This window comes from Pseudomonas sp. R28(2017) (assembly GCF_002112505.1).
Lineage (GTDB): Bacteria > Pseudomonadota > Gammaproteobacteria > Pseudomonadales > Pseudomonadaceae > Aquipseudomonas.
In genome coordinates, this window is record NZ_NEHW01000002.1 from 190,001 (window position 1) to 208,829 (window position 18,829).

The 18,829-nt window shown below is 64.3% G+C and carries 21 protein-coding genes; 13 read left to right on the forward strand and 8 right to left on the reverse strand.

The features are described from left to right. Window positions 1-140: 140 nt before the first annotated feature. From CAF78_RS03650 to CAF78_RS03660, 3 genes are all read left to right on the forward strand, one after another. Entirely contained in the window at window positions 141-419 is a 279-nt protein-coding gene (locus CAF78_RS03650) for a hypothetical protein (protein WP_085674672.1), read from the forward strand. Window positions 420-433: 14 nt separating this feature from the next. Beyond that, window positions 434-1,201, forward strand: a complete 768-nt coding sequence (locus CAF78_RS03655; protein WP_085674671.1) for a CHAD domain-containing protein — start codon at window positions 434-436, stop codon at window positions 1,199-1,201. A 96-nt stretch (window positions 1,202-1,297) separates the two neighbouring features. Further along, entirely contained in the window at window positions 1,298-2,095 is a 798-nt protein-coding gene (locus CAF78_RS03660) for an acyl-CoA thioesterase II (protein WP_085674670.1), read from the forward strand. Between the two features lie 3 nt (window positions 2,096-2,098). Here the strand turns inward: CAF78_RS03660 and CAF78_RS03665 are convergent, their stop codons facing one another. From CAF78_RS03665 to CAF78_RS03675, 3 genes are all read right to left on the reverse strand, one after another. Beyond that, window positions 2,099-2,467 carry an Mpo1-like protein gene (locus CAF78_RS03665; protein WP_085674668.1) on the reverse strand — a complete coding sequence of 123 codons (369 nt, stop codon included), beginning with the start codon at window positions 2,465-2,467 and terminating at the stop codon, window positions 2,099-2,101. A gap of 98 nt (window positions 2,468-2,565) precedes the next feature. Then, window positions 2,566-4,044 (reverse strand): methyl-accepting chemotaxis protein, encoded by a 1,479-nt coding sequence (locus tag CAF78_RS03670; RefSeq protein WP_085674666.1) that lies wholly within the window; start codon window positions 4,042-4,044, stop codon window positions 2,566-2,568. A gap of 88 nt (window positions 4,045-4,132) precedes the next feature. Continuing rightward, on the reverse strand, window positions 4,133-4,930 hold the full coding sequence (locus tag CAF78_RS03675) for a TatD family hydrolase (protein WP_085674665.1): 798 nt from the start codon (window positions 4,928-4,930) through the stop codon (window positions 4,133-4,135). 158 nt (window positions 4,931-5,088) lie between these two features. Between CAF78_RS03675 and CAF78_RS03680 the strand changes: the two genes are divergently transcribed. From CAF78_RS03680 to greB, 3 genes are all read left to right on the forward strand, one after another. After that, entirely contained in the window at window positions 5,089-6,495 is a 1,407-nt protein-coding gene (locus CAF78_RS03680) for a transglycosylase SLT domain-containing protein (protein ID WP_085674663.1), read from the forward strand. Window positions 6,496-6,694: 199 nt separating this feature from the next. After that, the gene (locus CAF78_RS03685) at window positions 6,695-7,003 is read left to right on the forward strand and encodes a hypothetical protein (RefSeq protein ID WP_085674662.1); all 309 of its coding nucleotides are present in this window, start codon (window positions 6,695-6,697) and stop codon (window positions 7,001-7,003) included. A gap of 11 nt (window positions 7,004-7,014) precedes the next feature. Continuing rightward, complete coding sequence (gene greB / locus CAF78_RS03690) at window positions 7,015-7,488, forward strand: transcription elongation factor GreB (protein WP_085674660.1); 474 nt, start codon at window positions 7,015-7,017, stop codon at window positions 7,486-7,488. A 63-nt stretch (window positions 7,489-7,551) separates the two neighbouring features. Here greB and CAF78_RS03695 read toward each other — a convergent pair whose 3' ends face one another. Together CAF78_RS03695 and CAF78_RS03700 are read right to left on the reverse strand one after the other, a co-directional pair. Next, window positions 7,552-10,059 (reverse strand): ABC transporter permease, encoded by a 2,508-nt coding sequence (locus CAF78_RS03695; RefSeq protein ID WP_085674658.1) that lies wholly within the window; start codon window positions 10,057-10,059, stop codon window positions 7,552-7,554. Further along, window positions 10,059-10,742, reverse strand: a complete 684-nt coding sequence (locus tag CAF78_RS03700; RefSeq protein ID WP_085674655.1) for an ABC transporter ATP-binding protein — start codon at window positions 10,740-10,742, stop codon at window positions 10,059-10,061. Before CAF78_RS03700 ends, CAF78_RS03695 begins: the two co-directional genes overlap by 1 nt. A 10-nt stretch (window positions 10,743-10,752) precedes the next feature. Between CAF78_RS03700 and CAF78_RS03705 the strand changes: the two genes are divergently transcribed. From CAF78_RS03705 to CAF78_RS03715, 3 genes are all read left to right on the forward strand, one after another. Next, window positions 10,753-11,358 carry an arylesterase gene (locus CAF78_RS03705; RefSeq protein ID WP_085674654.1) on the forward strand — a complete coding sequence of 202 codons (606 nt, stop codon included), beginning with the start codon at window positions 10,753-10,755 and terminating at the stop codon, window positions 11,356-11,358. Between the two features lie 58 nt (window positions 11,359-11,416). After that, entirely contained in the window at window positions 11,417-11,698 is a 282-nt protein-coding gene (locus CAF78_RS03710; RefSeq protein ID WP_027919636.1) for a hypothetical protein, read from the forward strand. Between the two features lie 130 nt (window positions 11,699-11,828). After that, window positions 11,829-12,806 carry a L,D-transpeptidase family protein gene (locus CAF78_RS03715; protein WP_085674652.1) on the forward strand — a complete coding sequence of 326 codons (978 nt, stop codon included), beginning with the start codon at window positions 11,829-11,831 and terminating at the stop codon, window positions 12,804-12,806. 136 nt (window positions 12,807-12,942) lie between these two features. On the opposite strand, the gene oprI is transcribed toward CAF78_RS03715, so the two are convergent. Further along, the gene (gene oprI, locus CAF78_RS03720; RefSeq protein WP_003259780.1) at window positions 12,943-13,194 is read right to left on the reverse strand and encodes an outer membrane lipoprotei OprI; all 252 of its coding nucleotides are present in this window, start codon (window positions 13,192-13,194) and stop codon (window positions 12,943-12,945) included. Window positions 13,195-13,703: 509 nt separating this feature from the next. Here oprI and CAF78_RS03725 point away from each other — a divergent pair. Continuing rightward, window positions 13,704-13,985, forward strand: a complete 282-nt coding sequence (locus tag CAF78_RS03725) for a GNAT family N-acetyltransferase (RefSeq protein ID WP_023379662.1) — start codon at window positions 13,704-13,706, stop codon at window positions 13,983-13,985. 66 nt (window positions 13,986-14,051) lie between these two features. Here the strand turns inward: CAF78_RS03725 and CAF78_RS03730 are convergent, their stop codons facing one another. After that, window positions 14,052-15,128: a 3-deoxy-7-phosphoheptulonate synthase gene (locus CAF78_RS03730; RefSeq protein ID WP_085674649.1), complete on the reverse strand. Its 1,077-nt coding sequence runs from the start codon at window positions 15,126-15,128 to the stop codon at window positions 14,052-14,054. A gap of 201 nt (window positions 15,129-15,329) precedes the next feature. On the opposite strand from CAF78_RS03730, the gene CAF78_RS03735 reads away from it, so the two are divergent. The 3 genes from CAF78_RS03735 (at window position 15,330) to cysB (ending at window position 17,983) form a co-directional block, all read left to right on the forward strand. Beyond that, a complete protein-coding gene (locus CAF78_RS03735) occupies window positions 15,330-16,277 on the forward strand; it encodes a putative 2-dehydropantoate 2-reductase (RefSeq protein WP_085674646.1) in 948 nt (315 codons plus the stop codon). A gap of 104 nt (window positions 16,278-16,381) precedes the next feature. Next, window positions 16,382-16,879, forward strand: a complete 498-nt coding sequence (locus tag CAF78_RS03740; RefSeq protein WP_085674643.1) for a universal stress protein — start codon at window positions 16,382-16,384, stop codon at window positions 16,877-16,879. A gap of 129 nt (window positions 16,880-17,008) precedes the next feature. Next, on the forward strand, window positions 17,009-17,983 hold the full coding sequence (cysB, locus tag CAF78_RS03745) for an HTH-type transcriptional regulator CysB (protein WP_027593928.1): 975 nt from the start codon (window positions 17,009-17,011) through the stop codon (window positions 17,981-17,983). A 54-nt stretch (window positions 17,984-18,037) separates the two neighbouring features. On the opposite strand, the gene CAF78_RS03750 is transcribed toward cysB, so the two are convergent. Further along, complete coding sequence (locus CAF78_RS03750; protein WP_085674641.1) at window positions 18,038-18,772, reverse strand: phosphoadenylyl-sulfate reductase; 735 nt, start codon at window positions 18,770-18,772, stop codon at window positions 18,038-18,040. Between the last annotated feature and the right edge of the window lie 57 nt (window positions 18,773-18,829).

An 18,829-nucleotide genomic window follows, 5' to 3' on the forward strand; every position in this document is an offset into this window, starting at 1 on the left:
TGGCCCTACAATGCACTCTTCGCTGCCTGTGCTTCAATCCACAGCGTGCTGAACTACGCTAAGCAAAGCACATCGAACCGGGCACTTTTCAGTTGCGCGGGCGTCGAACAGCCACTCTTTTGACCTTTGAGGTATTACCGATGAAAGCCTGGATCTGCCTTCCACTGATCGCCCTGGCCCTTGCCGGCTGCGCGGGCAAGACGGCCTACCGCGAGAGCTGCGCGACTCAGCTGGATGCCGCCTGGAAGGAGCTTGACCTGGCCAAGGCCGAAGGGTTCGCTGGTACCGTCAGCTATTCCAAGGCCCTGTCGCTGTTGACCGGTGCCAAGACGCAGCAGCAGTTCGAAGGCTACGAAGGGTGTACCCACAAAGCCGAAAAGGCCCGCTTCTACATTCGTGAGTCGCGCGCCGGGCGCTGACCAAGGAGCGTCACATGTCCGCCATGCTCGATCATGTGGTTGCCCAGCTGCTGGCCTTGCAGGTGCGCCTGCTGGCCTGTCGCGAGCGCCTGGCTGCCGATACCGACAGCGAGGCCCTGCACGACCTGCGCACCACCCTGCGGCGCCTGCGCAGCCTGTTGCGGCCATTGCGGGGGCTGCCGGGGGTCGAGCAACTGGAGGCGGCGGCCAAGGCATTGGGCACGTTGACCACGCCCCTGCGTGATCGTGAGGTACTGGCGGCCGAGCTGATCGGGCGCGGTCATGCCGAGGCCGGGCAGCGGCGCCTGGCAGGGCGGGACAGGACATTCGCCAGCGTTGCCGCCAGCCCGCAACTGAGCCGGGTGCTGGCGATTGTCGATGCGTTTCCGCTGTTCTTGCGAGCGGCGGATCGCGAGGGGCTGACCCGGTCGCTGGGCAAGCGCATCGACAAACGCCTGGTCAAGCAGTGGCACAAGCTGCGCAAGGCCCTGCAGGACCCCGCCCATGATCGCCATCGCTTGCGCCTGCTGATCAAGCGTGCGCGCTACGGCGACGAGGCTTATCCGCAGCTCGATCATGCCGGCAGGAAACTGCAGCGCCTGCTGAAGAAGGCCCAGGGCGATCTGGGTGATTGGCATGACCGCGTGCAGTGGTTGCTGCAGACCAGGGATCACGCCGACCTGGCACCCTGCAGGATCGACTGGGAGCAGGAACTGCACGAGGCCGAGCGCAAGTCCGATGTCACGCTGGACGCGCTGCAGGCGGCGCTCAAGCGGCATTAGCCCGGCAAATGACCGATATGCGGGCTGATCGGTCGAGGTTTGCTGGCTAGTATGGGCGGACCTTTCGCTCTATAGCCAGCAGCCAGGAGCCGGCCGATGAATTTCAATCAATTGCTCGACGCCGTGCGGGCGAACCCCGACGCGGTCAGCATTCCGCCCAGCTGGGCCCAGGGGCGTGCCGTGTTCGGTGGCCTGATGGCAGCGATGGTTCACGAAAGCATGCGCCTGAAACTCTCCGATGATCGCCCCGTGCGCTCGCTGGCCATCAGTTTCGTCGGCCCGGCGGCGGCGGATGTGCCCATTCGCTTCGAGGTCGAGGTGCTGCGCGAGGGCAAGGCGGTCAGCACGTTGCTGGGGCGGGCCATTCAGGATGGCCAGGTGGTGACGTTGGTGCAGGGCAATTTCGGCGCGGGCCGGCCATCGGTGGTCGATGTTGCGGCTGCACCTGCGGTGGAAATCAAACCACTGGAACAGGCGGCGCCGGAGTTGCCCTACATCAAGGGCGTCACCCCGGAGTTCATGCGCCATGTCGCCTTGCGCTGGGCGGTGGGAGGCCTGCCATTCAGCGGCAACCCGTCCCGCCACATGGGCGGCTGGGTACGCTTGCGCGATGTGGCCGAAGAGCAGGTCAACGAGGCGCACCTGCTGGCGCTGGTGGATGCCTGGCCTCCGAGCCTGATGCCCTTCCTCAAGCAGCCGGCGGCAGGCAGTACGCTGACCTGGACCATCGAGTTCATCCAGCCGACGGCGAAACTGTCGACGCTGGACTGGTGCCGCTACCGTGTCGAGACCGAGCATGCGCGTGATGGCTACGGGCACGCGGCGGCGGCGTTGTGGAGCGCGCAAGGGGAGTTGCTGGCCTTGAGCCGGCAGACGGTGACGGTGTTCGCCTGATCATCAGCGCCGGTGCTTGTGCCGTTCGCGCCAGGCCTTCCACCAGGCACCGCTGAGCACGAAACGCGGGAAGGTGATGAACTGCTCGGTCAGCAGCCGCTGCACGGCGTCCTTGCGGTTGGCGAACGGTTCGGGTTGCTCGGCTTCCAGGCGATGCCCGTGGCGCTGCAGTCCCAGGCCGGCGATCAGGGCAATGACGCCGACGGCGATCTGGCCCAGGTCCAGGGCAAACAGGCCCGACAGCACCAGCAGGGCACCGAGGATGAACAGCGGCACGGCGATCAGGTGCAACACCAGGTTGGTCGGGTGCCGGTGATTGTGGTGGTAGCCACGCCATTGCCAGGCGTGCAGGTTGGGCAGTCGTTTGCTCATGGGCGGTTCCTCGCGCACTTCGTCGCGCGCTTCGTTGAATCATGCCCAAAGCCTAGTGCGGCCCCGGGGGCGGGGCCAATCGAGGCTGGCTATGGCGATTATAGCTTGAGCTGGCCAATGGCCTTGCTCAGCTCGCCGGCAAGGGTCGCCAGTTGGCTGCTGGTGGTGGCCGAGCCGACGGTCTGCTGCACGGTCTCTTCGGTGACATCGCGGATGCTCACCACCGCGCGGTTCATCTCTTCGGCCACCTGGCTCTGCTGCTCGGCGGCGACGGCAATCTGCGTGTTGCTCTCGCGCATCTGCGCGACCGCGCCGGTAATCTCGGCCAGTGCCGCGCCGGCTTCCTGAGCCTGCCGGACACAGTCGTCGGCCTTGTACGAACTCTCCTGCATGAACTCCACGGCATCGCGGGTGCCGGCTTGCAGGTCGGCGACCATGCGGGTGATTTCATCGGTGGACGTCTGCACGCGCTTGGCCAGGTTGCGCACCTCGTCGGCGACCACGGCAAAGCCGCGGCCCAGGTCGCCTGCACGGGCGGCTTCGATGGCAGCGTTGAGTGCCAGCAGGTTGGTCTGCTCGGCAATGCTGTGAATGACCCCGACCACGCTGTTGATCTTCTGGCTGTCATCGGCGAGCTGGCGAATCATTTCGGCAGTTTGCTGCACGCCGCTGGAAAGCCCGGCGATCGAATCCTGCACCCGGCTGACCACTTCCTTGCCGCTGCCGGCGAGGGTATCGGCGGTTTGCGACAAGTCCCGGGTGGCGCCGGCATGCTGGGCGATATGGTGCACGGTGGCCGACATCTCGTTGATCGCCGTGGCGGCCTGGTCGGTCTCGCTCTGTTGGCCGAGCATGCCATGGCGCACTTCGTTCATGCTCGCGGCCAGGCGCGCGGCCCCGGAGTCCAGCTGTGCGGCAGTCTGGGCGACAGTGCTGACCACACGGTGGTAGGTGGCCTGCATGGCGTTGAACGCACCGGCCATCTGGCCGACTTCGTCACCGCAGGCCAGGGGGACGCGGGCCGACAGGTCGCCGGTCTTTTCCACGTGCAGCATCACGTCCTTGAGGGTATTGAGCTGGCTCAGCAGGAAGCGGATCAGCAGCTGCGAGGCAGCGAGCATCGCCAGCATCAGGATCAGCACGCAGACCGCGTAGTTGCTGAAGCGCTCGAGGAACACCTGGCGCAGGCTTGGGGCGGCAGCCAGCACGGCCAGTTGCTGGTCGCCATGGCGCAGCACCTGGGCGCCGTGCAACGGGTTGTCGCCGAGGATCGAGGCCGCTGGCAACGCGACCCAGCCTTGCCCATTGGCCAAGGCTTCGAGGTTTTCACCTGCGTAGGTCGGAGTCTGGCCCGCTTGCCAGGTAATCAGGTTGCCCTGGCGCGGCAGGGGCTGCCCGGCAGGCCAGGCGGCCAGCAGTTCGGCCTGGGCTTGCGCCTGGGCCTGCGCGGCATCGGCGCGGGCGCGTTGCTCCAGGTGCACCGCATACAGCACCAGCAGCAAGGTTGTGACGAAGGCCACCGCGTTGACGGCCCAGAACTTGTACTTCAGGGAAATATTGCTAAGCCAGGCACCCATGTGTAGGTCTTCTCTGAGTTGAGCGGAAACATTATTGGCAAGGTGCCATCATTGTGCCCGCGCACTCGAGAAGCAGTCATGACATGTGTCAAGGAAGCTGGAAGAAGGCTTTGGCCGTGGCGCTGGTGTGCTGGGCGCAGTGCTCGTGGCTCTCGTTGCGATGCAGCGCCACTTCGCGCAGCACTTCGGTCAGGAACGCCGGCTCGTTGCGGCCGTTTTTCGGCTTAGGCCGCAGGCTGCGTGGCAGCAGGTACGGCGCATCGCTCTCCAGCATCAGCCGGCCCTCGGCAATGTTGCCCACCAGCGGATGCAGGTGGGTGCCGCGCCGCTCGTCACAGATCCAGCCGGTGATGCCGATGTGCAGGTCCATGTCCAGGTAGGCGAACAAGGCATCGCGCTCACCCGTGAAGCAATGCACCACGGCGGCTGGCAGGTGGTCGCGGTAATCCTTGAGGATCGCCAGCAGGCGCTCGCTGGCATCGCGCTCGTGCAGGAACACCGGCAGGTGCAGTTCGGCCGCCATGGCCAGCTGGGCCTCCAGGGCCTTCTCCTGCAGTGGGCGAGGGGAGAAGTCGCGGTTGAAATCCAGCCCGCATTCCCCCACGGCGCGTACGCGTGCTTCAGCCAGCAGCTGGCGCAGTCGCCGCTCGCTGTTGCCGTCCCACGACTTGGCGTCGTGCGGGTGCACGCCAGCGGTGGCGAACAGGTGCTGGCCGTCGCCATCGAGCTGCTGGCACAGCTCCAGTGCCTGCTCGCTGACCTCCAGGCTGGTGCCGGTCAGGACCATCTGCACGACGCCGGCCTCGATGGCGCGCTCGACGATGGCGGCCTGCTGGTCGTGGAAACTGCTGTTGGTCAGGTTGACGCCGATATCGATCAGTTGCATGGTGCTACCTCGTGCCGCGGGGCGGCCAGCATAGCAAAAAGCGTGATATACGGAAAAAGCCAAGAACTTCAGGCGCTTGCCGTGGTCTTTTATCGTCATTTCTCACGATTGCGCGTACCACGATGGCTGCCGCCCACCGACCACGGACACAATTTCGCATGCTGCGATACTTGCTGACCCTGTTGCTGATGCTCGGGCTGACAACGGTCGGCCCGGCCTACGCACGCCTGCCGGGGCCGCAGCAGAACGTACCGGTGAACACTTCCCGTGACCTGCAGCAGATTCGCAGCAGCAAGGTGCTGCGGGTGCTGGTCAACCAGAGCCGCAACAGTTCGGGCGAGATCAAGGGCGAGCCGGTGGGGATCGAGTATTACCGCCTGCGCGGGCTCGAGCATTACCTCAATGCCCGGGCCGGGGATGGCCAACAGATCCGCCTGAAGATCATTCCGCGGGCCAAGGAGCAACTGCTGGGCGCCCTGCAGCGTGGTGAAGGTGACCTGGCCGCACCGGGTGAGCTGCTCGACCCGGCGCTGACGGGCGGGGTCAACAGCAGTGCGCCGGTAGTGGACCAGGTGCCGCTGTTGCTGGTCGGGCGCAAGGGCGAGCGCAGCTACACCCGCGCCGAGCAGCTGTCGGGGCGTACGGTGGCATTGACCAGCGCCAGTGCGGCAGGGGCGGTGATCCAGCAGCTCAACCAGCAACTGGCCCTGCGCAAGCGGCCGCCGATCAAGATCGAATGGGTCGATTCGACCCTGGCTGTGGAGGATGTGCTGGAGATGGTCCAGGCCGGCATCTACCCATTGACCATGGTGGAGCGCCCGATTGCCCAGCGCTGGGCCCGGGTCATGCCGAACCTGCGCCTGGACAGCCGCGTGCAACTGGGGCAAGCGCAGGCCATGCACTGGTATGTGCGGCGTGATGCGACGATGCTGCTGGCCACGGTCGATCGCTTTCTCCAGGGTTACCGCGCACCGGAGAACCAGGATGCGGCCTTCGAGCGCATCTACCGGCGCCAGTATCGCGTGCACAACCCGCTGGCGCGCAAGGACCGCCAACGCCTGAATGCACTGCGCCCGGTGTTGCAGAAGCATGGCGAGGCACAGCAGATCGACTGGCTGAACCTGGCCGCCCTGGCGTTCAAGGAATCGACCCTGAACCCGGCGGCGCGCGGCAGTGGTGGGGCACACGGGCTGATGCAGATCACCCCGTCGGCAGCGCAACGGGTGGGGGTCAGCGACACCGGTTCGGTCGATGGCAATGTCCAGGCCAGTGCGCGCTACCTGGCGCTGATCCGCCGCAAGTTCTTCGCCAGCCCGCAGATCAACGAGCGCGAGCGCATGGCGTTTGTGCTGGCGGCCTACAACCTTGGCCCGGAACGGGTGCAGGCCATGCGCGCCGAGGCTCGCAAGCGCGGCCTCAATGGGAACCAGTGGTTCTTCCAGACCGAACGCATCGCCATGGAGCAGGTCGGCATGGGGCCGGTCAACTTCGTCAATAGCGTCAACAAGTACTTCCTGGCGTTCAACCGCGAACGCACGGCACTGGAGCGGGTGGTCAGCCGCTAAGGGGAGGCAGGCTTCTTTCGGCTGGGGGCTTGCAGCTTGCGGCGTGTCGCTCTAGCATACCGCCTGCGCCGATTTAAACAGCTACTTGCGGGGCGCAGGACTGGCCCCTCTCCGGGTTATCCGAAATACCGCTAAAGCGCTGGTTCGGTGACGCCTCCCACCGCTGCCCAGCGGGATTCGCGAGGCGGAGAGAAACTCCATGAGTTGCCCACGTACCAGTGTCTGTTTGAGCCCATTGCCTGCCAGCCAGGCGTCCCGCACACCGCGCATCCTGCTCGGTGGCCAGCATCAGCCCACGCTCTTGCGTCATCTTGAAGGCTTGTCCCGCCGCAAGGGTCAGGCTCGCGCCTTTCTCATCCAGTTCGCCGAAGATGCCTGCCGCCTGGAGCAATTCGGCAGTGACCGCTTCGACCTGGCGGTGATTCAGGCGCCCGCCCGCGAAGACGCAGCCCAAGTCATTGGCGAGCTTACCCGCATTGCGCGCCAGGGCCTGATTACCCGACGCTGAGGAACGTGCCGTTGAGTACCAACATCATCACCACGGAAGGTCACGAGGCCCTGAAAAAGGAGCTGGACCATCTGTGGCGGGTGTATCGCCCGGAAATCACCCAGAAAGTGACCTGGGCCGCTTCGCTGGGCGATCGCAGCGAGAATGCCGACTATCAGTACAACAAGAAGCTGCTGCGCGAGATCGACCGCCGGGTACGCTATCTGCGCAAGCGCCTTGAAGACGTGAAGGTGGTCGCCTATTCGCCGCAGCAGGAAGGCAAGGTGTTCTTCGGTGCCTGGGTCGAGATCGAGAACGATGACGGCGAGACTCTGAAGTTTCGCATTGTCGGGTATGACGAGATCTATGGCCGCAACGACTACATCTCGATCGACTCGCCGATGGCCCGAGCCCTGCTCAAGAAAGAGGAGGGCGACGAAGTGGTGGTGAATACACCAACCGGCCAAGCGACCTGGTATGTGAACAACATCCATTACGGGCATTAAATCGATATTACCTGCTTCGGCCTCTTCGCGGGTTTACCCGCGAAGAGGCCGAAGCAGTCGACATCAACTTTCCCGCAGCACCGCCAGCGGGCTGGCATTCAGTGCTCGCCGCGTTCCCAATACTCCCGCCCCACCCACCAGCAGCGCCCCGGCCACTGGCAACACCAGCAACCACGGATGTGGGCTCCACTGCAGGTCGAACGCATAGCGATACAGCACCAGGGTGATCAGCTCGCACCCCAGTGCCGACAAGGCCCCACTGGCCGCCCCCAGCAAACCGAACTCGATGCGCCGGGCCCTGACCAGCAAGGGGCGCGCCGCCCCCAGTGCGCGCAGCAAGGCGCCTTGGCGAATCCGCTCGTCCAATGTCGCCTGCAGCCCGGCGAACAACACCGCAAGCCCCGCCGCCAGCACGAACAGCAACACATATTCGACCGCCAGCGTGACCTGGGCGAGGATGCTGCGCAGCTGTTCGAGCAAGGCATCCACCTGCAGGATGGTCACCGCAGGAAACGCCCGGGACAGTGCCACCACGTCCAGGTCATGGCCCGGGGCCAGGTAGAAACTGGTCAGGTAGGTGGTGGGCAGCCCCTGCAGGGTGCCCGGCTGGAAGATCATGTAGAAGTTCGGCTGGAAGCTGTCCCAGTGCACACTGCGCAGGCTGCTGACCCGTGCCTGCCGCTGCTCGCCGCCGATGTCGAAGGTCAGCAGGTCGCCCAGTTGCAGCTTGAGGCTGGCTGCCAGCTCGGCCTCGACCGACACACCGGGGGTTTCATCGCCGCTTGGCAGCGCCTGCCACCAATTGCCCGCGCTCAGCGCATTGCCCTCAGGCAGGTCGGCGGCCCAGGTCAGGCTGAGGTCGCGTTGTACCGCCCGCTCGCCGGAAGAGTCCTTGCTGACGACCTGCCGCACCGGTTGATCGTTGATCTGAATCAGCCGACCGGGTGTCACCGGGTAGAGCGGTGCCGAGCTGGCATTCACCTCGCGCAGGCGCTGGGCGAACGGTTCGCGGTCAGCGGGCAGGATATTCAGGGCAAAGTGGTTGGGTGCGTCCTTGGGCAGCTGTGCCTGCCAGGTGTCGAGCAGCTCTGCCCGCAGCAGTGCGACCAGGGCCATGGCCAGCAGGATCAGGCCGAAGGCCAGGGCTTGCCCGGCAGCCGCCATCGGGTGGCGCAGCAGCTGGCCCAGGCCCAGGCGCCAGGTCAGCGGTGCGCCGGCGAGCGCCTTGCGCAGGCTTTGCAGGCCGAGCAACAGCAGCCCGCCCAGCAGCAGCGCGGCGATCAGGCCACCGCCCAGCAGGGCGAAAGTCAGCAGCAGGTCAAGGCTCAGGCGCCACATGATCAGGCCCAGGGCGAGCAGGGCGGCGCCGTACACCAGCCAGCTGCTCGGTGGCACGGGCAGCAGATCACGGCGCAGCACCCGCAACGGTGGCACCTGGCCCAGCGCGGCGAGTGGCGGCAAGGCAAAGCCGGCCAGGGCCACCAGGCCGGTGGCGATGCCGGCCAGTGCCGGAAGCATGCCCCCGGCCGGCACCACGCTGGGCAGCAGGCCGTGCAGCAGGTGGAACAGGCCCAGTTGCGCGAGCCAGCCAAGCAGGGCACCGGCCAGGGCCGCGACCAGGCCGAGCATCGCCAGTTGCAGGCAATACAAGCCCAGCGCCTGGTGCCGCGACAGCCCCAGGCAGCGCAGCAAGGCGCTGGCGTCCAGGCGGCGCGCAGCGTAGCGGCTGGCCGAGAGCGCCACGGCCACGCCTGCCAGCAGCACTGCGACCAGGCTGGCCATGTTCAGGTAGCGCTCGGCTTTGCCCAGGGCGCCGCCGATCTGCCGGTTGCCGTCGCGGGTGTCGAGCAGGCGCTGGCTGGCAGCAAGGTTGTTTTCCACGGCCTGGCGATACTGCGCGAGGGCTTCGGCATCGCCGCGCCACAGGTCACGGTAGGAAACCCGGCTGCCGGGCTGGATGACCCCGGTGGCCGGCAGGTCAGCCAGGTTCATCATCACGCGGGGCGTCAGGCTGTAGAAGTTGTTGGCGCGATCGGGTTCGTAGGTCAGCACACGGCTCATGCGCAAGGTTTTCATGCCGACGTCGATGCTGTCGCCGACCTTCAGCCCCAAGGCTGCCAGCAGGCGAGGTTCGACCCAGGCTTCCCCGGGTGCCGGGACACCCCCTGGGGTTTCTTCGCCATAGGGCGTGGCGGCACTGCGCACCTGGCCGCGCAACGGGTAGGCACTCTCGACCGCCTTGATGCTCGATAGCTGGATGCCCGCATCGCCACCGACCACGCTGGTGAATTCCACGACCCGGGCGTGCTGCAGCCCCAATGCCTGGCCGCTGCCGAGCTGCTCGTCACGGGCCGGCGCACTGCCTTGCAGTACCAGGTCGGCGCCGAGGAACTCACTGGCACGCAACTGCATGGCGCCATTCAGGCGAGCGCCGAAATAGCCGATGGCGGTGCTCGCGGCGACCGCCACCAGCAGGGCAAAGAACAGCACGCGCACTTCGCTGGCGCGGAGGTCGCGCAGCAACTGGCGCAAGGCCAGGCCGCACAGGCGGGACAGCGGCATGTGCTTCATCAGGCCTCCACCGGCGCCACCAGGCGGCCTGCTTCCAGGCGGATCTGGCGCCGGCAGCGGCGGGCCAGGCGCTCGTCATGGGTGACCAGTACCAGGGTGGTGCCGCGTTCCTTGTTCAACTCGAACAAAAGGTCGCTGATGCGCTCGCCGGTGTGGCTGTCGAGGTTGCCGGTGGGCTCGTCGGCGAACAGCACGGCAGGTTGTGCGGCGAAGGCGCGGGCAATGGCGACCCGTTGCTGCTCGCCACCGGAAAGCTGGCGTGGGGTGTGGGCCAGGCGCTTGCCCAGGCCAACCCGCTCAAGCAGGGTGCGGGCGTGCTCGCGGGCGTCGCGCCTGCCGTCGAGCTCCAACGGCAGCATCACGTTTTCCAGGGCGTTGAGGCTGTCGAGCAACTGGAACGACTGAAAGACGAAACCGACATGCTCGGCACGCACCCTGGCGCGCTGGTCTTCGTCCAGTGGGCCGAGGTCGTGCCCGGCGAGGATGACCTGGCCGGCGCTGGGCCGGTCGAGGCCGGCGAGCAGGCCGAGCAGGGTCGACTTGCCCGAGCCCGAGGCACCGACGATGGCCAGGCTGTCGCCCCGGGCAAGGTCGAGGGAGAGGGCATGCAGGATGGTCAGGTCACCTTCCGCGCTGGGGACCACTTTGCTAAGGTGCTGAGCAACGAGAATGCTGGGGCCCATGGAGAATCCAATGCGAGTGTGGTGGTTGAGTGCCGGTCTGGCCCTGTATTGCCTGGCCCAGAGCGCGGCGGCGGGAACACTGCTGGTTGTCGGCGATAGTATCAGCGCCGGCGCTGGCCTGGATATCCGCCAGGGTTGGGTCTCTCTGTTGCAGACCCGGCTCAAGGACGAAGGTTTCGACGATCAGGTGGTCAATGCGTCGATCAGTGGTGACACCAGTGCAGGTGGCCAGGCGCGGCTGCCGGCGCTGCTTGCAGCGCACAAGCCGAGCCTGGTGGTGCTGGAGCTTGGGGGCAACGACGGGCTGCGTGGGCAGCCTCCAGAGCAATTGCAACAAAATCTTGCCTCGATGATCGAGCATGCCCGCGAGGCGGGGGCCAAGGTGGTGCTGCTGGGCATGCGCCTGCCGCCGAACTATGGCGTGCGTTACAACACCGCCTTCGCCAAGGTCTATGCACAGCTGGCAGAGCAGGAAAAGGTGGCGCTGGTACCGTTTTTCCTCGAAGGGGTGGGTGGCGTGCCGGGAATGATGCAGGCAGACGGCATCCATCCGGCGCAGGTTGCCCAGCAGCGCTTGCTGGAAAATGCCTGGCCGACGATAAAACCCTTGCTGTGACGCTTTAAACGGGGGCGGCTTTCGGCTAATGTTGCGCCCCCCGTTTCGAGAGCCCCCGATGCCGCGCCCTGCCTGGTCCTTGTTTGCCTACCAACTGATCGAGCCCGATGAACAGCTCGACCTGTTCGCTTGCCAGGAAATCCGCGTCCACCTCGTGGCCCGTCAGCTCGAACTCGGCGTGCCGGTCGACCGAACCTTGTGTGGCGGCCTGCTGCCTGCGCAGCCGCGCTGGTCCGGTGTGCCTCGCAGCATCTACCGCGACGGGCGCCTGTGCGACCTGTGCCGGGCGATTCTCGATGCCCAGCGCCGCGGCATGCGGCCGGTCTGGCCCGAGCTCTGAAGTGAACACAGCTGCGCAACTGCGCGCACCTTTCATCATCTGAAACGCTTGTAAGGCGCCAATGCCTCCCGCTTGCAGCGAGGCGGGTGTACAATCGTGCTTCTTGACCACCTTTCGAAGGATTTACCGGATGTTGCCGCGCTTTCCCGCCGTCACCCGTTGCCTGTCCCTGGCCGCCCTGCTGGTAGCGGGTCGCGCTGTTGCGCTGGAACTGCCACTGCCACCACCCGGTGAAGACGTCGTTGGCCAGGTACAGACGATCAAGGCCAAGTACGAAGACACCTTCGCCGACATCGGCACCGCCAACGACCTTGGCTACCTGGAAATGATCGCCGCCAACCCCGGCGTCGACCCGTGGCTGCCGGGCGCCGGCACCGAGATCATCCTGCCGACCCGTTACATCCTCCCACCGGGGCCGCGTGAAGGCATCGTCATTAACCTGGCCGAGTACCGCCTGTACTACTTCCCGAAAGGGCAGAACGTGGTGCACACCTTCCCGCTGGGTATCGGCCGTGAGGGCTGGGGCTCGCCGATCGCCATGACCAAGATCACCGCAAAGACGCCGAACCCGACCTGGACGCCCCCCGCCTCGATTCGTGCCGAGCACGCCGCAGACGGTGACATCCTGCCGACCGTCGTGCCTGCCGGCCCGGACAACCCGCTGGGGCCGTTCAAGTTCACCCTGGGTGTGCCGGGCTACCTGATCCACGGTTCGAACAAGAAGTTCGGTATCGGCATGCGCACCAGCCATGGTTGCTTCCGCATGCTCAACAACAACGTGCTGGAACTGTCGAAGATGGTCCCGGTAGGCACACCGGTGCGCATCATCAACGAGCCGTACAAGTTCGGCAGAAGTGGTGGCAAGGTATATCTGGAGGCGCACACGCCGCTCGACGATCACGGCAACCCTTCTGTGGTCGACAAGCATACCGCGGTCATCAATGCCTTGCTCAAGCGTGAAGACCTGGCCAACAACCTGCGCATGAACTGGGACATGGTGCGTGACGTGGTGGCGGCGGAAGACGGCATGCCAGTGGAAATTGCCGTGCCGACCAACAACCAGGGTGCCGAACCAATGGTTACCAGTATCCCGCCAGAACTGCAGTAACGTTTTTGCAACACCCGAGGCCCGCTCAGGTTAAAGCCTGCTGCGGGCTTCTTCGTTTCCGGGGGAGGGGTTGCGTACAGGCAATAAAAAAGCCGACCCACAAGTGGGTCGGCTTCTCAACAATCCGTGAGGATTATTACTTGCGGCTGGCTTTGTCCAGCATACGCAGAGCGCGCTCGTTGGCTTCGTCAGCGGTCTGCTGAGCCTTCTGAGCGGCTGCCAGAGCGTCGTCAGCCTTACGGTAGGCTTCGTCAGCACGGGCTTGAGCGCGAGCTGCTGCGTCTTCAGTCGCAGTCAGACGAGCTTCGGTTTCTTTGGATACGCTGCTGCAACCGGTAGCCAGAACTGCGGCCAGAGCCAGAGCAGAGAATTTCAGAACGTTGTTCATCGTGTTCCCCTTCAAGGACTTTCTATTAAATAGCCATCTCTCGGAAAAGAGAAACTGGCCGGCGTACATAGTACCCATTACTTGTAGTAAGTAAACTGACAGAGCGCAAGAACTGCAAAAAAAATGTTGCTCGGGGTGACGCCGACAAGATTTCCGGGGCTTTTGTGAAAAAACCGTGTAGCGGGCGCAAGCGTTTGTAGTACGGGAACTTTTTTGTTGAACTAACGGTGACTTTAACTGTCCTTCAGCGTCTTAAGCACAACAACATCCGGTTGCTGTTGCAGGACGTGCCAGGGCGTGGTCCCGGCGCGGGTTCCTGCCACTTTTTAACGCTGCCCACCTTGAGCAATCCCGCTTGCGGCGCCTACTATTTGGGAGTGCCCGCCCCGGTCGAACGATTGCTGTTGGCCCAGGGTCCAAGGGGCAAGAGGTGGCGTAGAGGTTCCTCCGCCGGATAAACCCCATCGGTTAAGGTAAGGGTCTGCCAGAAAGGCCTGCGAGGAGTAGTGATGAGTGAAGCGCTGACCATCCACCATGACCAGGCCGGTCATCAGTTCGAAACCAACGTGGACGGTCATCGTGCCTACCTGACGTACATGGACCTGGGCAAGCAGACGCTGGATATCTATCGCACCTTCGTGCCCAATGCCCTGCGTGGTCGCGGGATTGCCGCAGCGCTGACCGAGAAGGCCCTCGAGTACGCCGACCAGATGGGTTATACGGTGATCCCTTCCTGCTCGTACGTGGAACGCTACATGGAGCGCCAGCAGCGCCATTCGAGCAAGGTCTGAGCGGGCGTCTGCACGCCAGAGACGAAAACGCCGGGCAATGCCCGGCGTTTTTCATTACAGCAATGTTCAGCCGCGCTTGCGCTGTGGCAGCACGTCCTTGAGCTTGGCGTGCATGCTGCGCAGGGTCTTCTCGGTGGCCGACCAGTCGATGCAGGCATCGGTGATCGACACGCCGTACTGCAGTTCGTCGAGGTTTTTCGGGATCGACTGGCAGCCCCAGTTCAGGTGGCTTTCGACCATCAGGCCGATGATCGACTGGTTGCCTTCGAGGATCTGGTTGGCGACGTTCTCCATGACCAGTGGCTGCAGGGCCGGGTCCTTGTTGGAGTTGGCGTGGCTGCAGTCGACCATGATGTTGGCCTTGATCTTGGCCTTGGCCAGGTCCTGTTCGCACAGGGCGACACTGACCGAGTCGTAGTTCGGCTTGCCGTTGCCGCCGCGCAGGACCACGTGGCCATACGGGTTGCCCTTGGTGGTGACGATCGACACGCCGCCTTCCTGGTTGATGCCGAGGAAGCGGTGCGGCTTGGAGACCGACTGCAGGGCGTTGATGGCCACGGTCAGGCCACCGTCGGTGCCGTTCTTGAAGCCGACTGCCGAGGACAGGCCGGAGGCCATTTCGCGGTGCGTCTGCGATTCGGTGGTGCGGGCGCCGATGGCCGACCAGCTGATCAGGTCCTGCAGGTACTGCGGGGAGATCGGGTCGAGCGCTTCGGTGGCGGTCGGCAGGCCCATTTCGGCCAGGTCCAGCAGCAGCTGGCGACCGATGTGCAGGCCGTCCTGGATCTTGAACGAGTCATCCAGGTACGGGTCGTTGATCAGGCCTTTCCAGCCAACGGTGGTGCGTGGCTTTTCGAAGTAAACACGCATGACCAGGTACAGCGTATCGGACACTTCCTCGGCCAGCACCTTGAGGCGCTCGGCGTATTCGTGGGCGGCCTTGATGTCATGGATGGAGCAGGGGCCGACCACCACGAACAGGCGATGGTCCTTGCCGTCGAGGATATTGCGCACCACTTCGCGGCCGGCAGTTACGGTCTGCAGGGCCTTGGCGCTGAGGGGGATTTCCTTCTTGAGCTGATCAGGGGTGATCAAGGTCTCGTTGGAGGCAACGTTAAGGTCGTCGATCGGTAAATCAGCCATCGTGTTACTCGTCAGGTCACGGGTGCCGGCCGCCAGCAATCCCCGTGCGGCCCAGCAGCAATAATGTTCGCAGCGGGGAGCCGAACCTTAGCGCGTTACAGGGGGCGCGACAATGGGATTTGGCGCGGGTTGGCACACTTGTGTGTGCCTGGCTGGCCCGGAAGGTGTAAAAAAGCAGATCAACTTGTCCAGGAGAATTACATGGCTTCTCGCAATCCACGCATTGGCATCATCGGCAGCGGTGCTATCGGCGGCTTCTACGGCCTGATGCTGGCGCGCGCCGGTTTCGATGTGCATTTCCTGCTGCGCAGCGAATATGACGTGGTCCGCGAACAGGGCCTGAAGCTTGACCATGCCGTGCATGGCGCGTTGCAGATGCCGGTCAATGCCTACGCCTGCGCTGCCGACATGCCGCCCTGCGACTGGCTGCTGGTGGGCGCCAAGGCCACCAGCAATGCCGAGCTTGCACCGCTGATCGTCCAGGCCGCCGCTGCCGATGCCAAGGTGGTGCTGTTGCAGAACGGGCTGGGCGTGGAGGAGCAGTTGAGGGTGGCCTTGCCGGGCAACCTGCACCTGCTCGGCGGCCTGTGTTTCATCTGCGTCAATCGCCAGGCCCCGGGGGTAATTCGCCACCAGGCGCTGGGTGCGGTCAACCTTGGCTACCACAGCGGGCCGGCCGAGGATGGCGGTGCGGCGATCGTCGAAGCGGGCGCCGGGTTGTTCCGTGCGGCGGGCATCGACTCCCAGGCCATGGCCAACCTGGGCCAGGCGCGCTGGCAGAAACTGGTGTGGAACGTGCCGTACAACGGCCTGTCGGTGTTGCTGGGGGCCAGTACCACGCCATTGATGGCTGATGCCGACAGCCGCGCGCTGATCCAGGCGTTGATGGCGGAAGTGGTGCAGGGCGCCGCCGCGTGCGGGCATGAGCTGCCCGCTGGCTACGCCGAGCAGCTGTTTCGCATGACCGAGCAGATGCCTGATTACTGGCCGAGCATGTACCACGACCATGCCCAGCAACGCCCACTGGAGTTGCAGGCAATCTACGCCGAGCCGATTGCCCGCGCGCAGGCGGCCGGCTGCAACCTGCCGCAGATGCGCATGCTGCATCAGGCCCTGGCGTTCATCGACCGCGCCAACCGGGCTGGCTGAAACCTCTGCAGGCCGCAGCAGCAGTGCGCCGGACGGCAAAGCGTGGGTCCGGCGCACTGCTAAGCTGAAGCTTGCTCTGCCGCTACGGCAGTCGAGGAGGTCGAATGATCCGCTCCATGCTGTACGCCACCGACCTCGGTGTCTACGCGCCTTTTGTCATGCAGCACGCCCTGACCCTGGCTCGCGCCTTCAGCGCAGAGCTCTACGTGATTCACGCGGTGGAGCCCATGGGGCAGTTCGCCGAGTCCCTGCTGCAGAGTTACCTCGATGAGCAGACGCTGGATGAATTGCACAGCGAAGGCGTCAACACGGTAATGGCCAATATTGAGCAGCGGGTGCTGGAAAACTTTCGTGACGAATTGGGCGAGGACGCTGACCTGGCGCTGATCAAGGCTGTGCGGGTGCGTCAGGGGGATCCGGCGCAGGTCATTCTCGACCAGGCGCAGCGGCTCAGCGTCGACCTGCTGATCTTCGGTAGCCACACGGCCGGTGCCGGGGTGGATGTACCAATAGGGCGGACAGCGGTGCGCTTGCTGCAACTGTCACCGGTGCCGGTGTACATGGTGCCGCTCTCACAGCACCTTGGGCGTAGGAAATTGTGAAGCTGGCGGTAGGCTAGTTCGGAGTCGCGTGTAACAAAATAGTTCTAGTTTTATTTCGAGAACCACTAATATAGTTATATCTCGTCGCTGCCTGCTGCCGCTGACTTACCGCCGATTCGAGGGAAACCTATGAAGCTTCAACAACTGCGCTACATCTGGGAAGTGGCGCACCATGACCTCAACGTCTCCGCGACGGCGCAGAGCCTGTATACCTCGCAGCCGGGGATCAGCAAGCAGATCCGCCTGCTCGAGGACGAACTGGGTGTTGAAGTCTTTGCCCGCAGCGGCAAGCACCTGACCCGTGTGACCCCGGCCGGTGAGCGCATCATCAACACCGCTGGCGAGATCCTGCGCAAGGTCGAAAGCATCAAGCAGATCGCCCAGGAATTCTCCAACGAGAAGAAGGGTACGCTGTCCATCGCCACCACCCACACCCAGGCGCGTTATGCGTTGCCACCGGTGATCAGCAGCTTCATCAAGCAGTACCCGGAAGTGGCCCTGCACATGCATCAGGGTTCACCCATGCAGATCGCGGAAATGGCCGCCGACGGCACCGTCGATTTCGCCATCGCCACCGAGGCGCTGGAGCTGTTCGGCGACCTGATCATGATGCCGTGCTACAAATGGAACCGCTGCGTGGTAGTGCCGCAGGGGCACCCGCTGACCAAGCTGCCGAAGCTGACCCTGGAAGCGGTCGCCGAATACCCGATCGTCACCTACGTATTCGGTTTCACCGGCCGTTCGAAGCTGGACGAAGCCTTCAATCACCGTGGCTTGACGCCGAAAGTGGTGTTCACCGCCGCTGACGCCGACGTCATCAAGACATACGTACGCCTGGGCCTGGGCGTGGGCATCGTGGCCAAGATGGCGGTCGATACCAAGCTCGACAGCGACCTGGTGGCCCTGGATGCCAGCGAGCTGTTCGAAGCCAGCATCACCAAGATCGGCTTCCGCCGTGGCACCTTCCTGCGCGGCTTCATGTGCGACTTCATCGAGAAGTTCGCGCCGCACCTGACCCGTGAAGTGATGGCCAAGGCCATCCAGTGCCACAACAAGCAGGAGCTCGAAGAGCTATTCGAAGGCGTCGAGCTGCCGGTGCACTGAGTGCGCCAAGAATGAACAAACCGGCCCTTGGGCCGGTTTTTCTTTGCCTGCGAATCAGGCCTTGCTGATCAGGTTGCCGGCGTGCAGCCCGCATTCCTTCTGGGTCGACTCTTCCCACCACCAGCGGCCTTCGCGCTCGTGCTGGTTCGGCAACACCGGGCGCGTGCAAGGCTCGCAACCGATGCTGATGAAGCCGCGTTCATGCAGGCTGTTGTACGGCAGCTCGAGCATGCGGATGTAGCCCCAGACTTCCTCACTGGTCATCTGGGCCAGCGGGTTGAACTTGTACAGGGTGCGCTCGGGTGTGGAGAAGGCGCCGTCGATTTCCAGTGCGGCCACCTGGCTGCGGGTGCCCGGGCTCTGGTCGCGGCGCTGGCCGGTGGCCCAGGCGCTGACGGTGGCGAGCTTGCGCCGCAGCGGTTCGATCTTGCGGATGCCGCAGCATTCGCCATGGCCGTCCTTGTAGAAGCTGAACAGGCCCTTTTCCTTGACGAACGGGTCGAGCTTGTCGCGATCCGGGCTGAGGACCTCGATCGGCAGGTTGTAATGCTCGCGCACCTGATCGATGAAACGGTAGGTCTCCGGGTGCAGGCGGCCAGTATCGAGGCTGAACACCTTGACCTGCTTGTTCAGCTTCCAGGCCATGTCGACCAGCACCACATCCTCGGCGCCGCTGAAGGAGATCCACAGGTCATCACCGAAGTGCTCGAAAGCAAGCTTGAGGATGTCCTGCGGGGACTTGTTGGCATAGGTCGCGGCCAGGGCGGCGACGTCGAAGGGTTGGCTCATCAGGCGGTTTCCATCTTGGCTGTGGCGCTGTGCGCTCGTAATGGAGTGATGGTAACA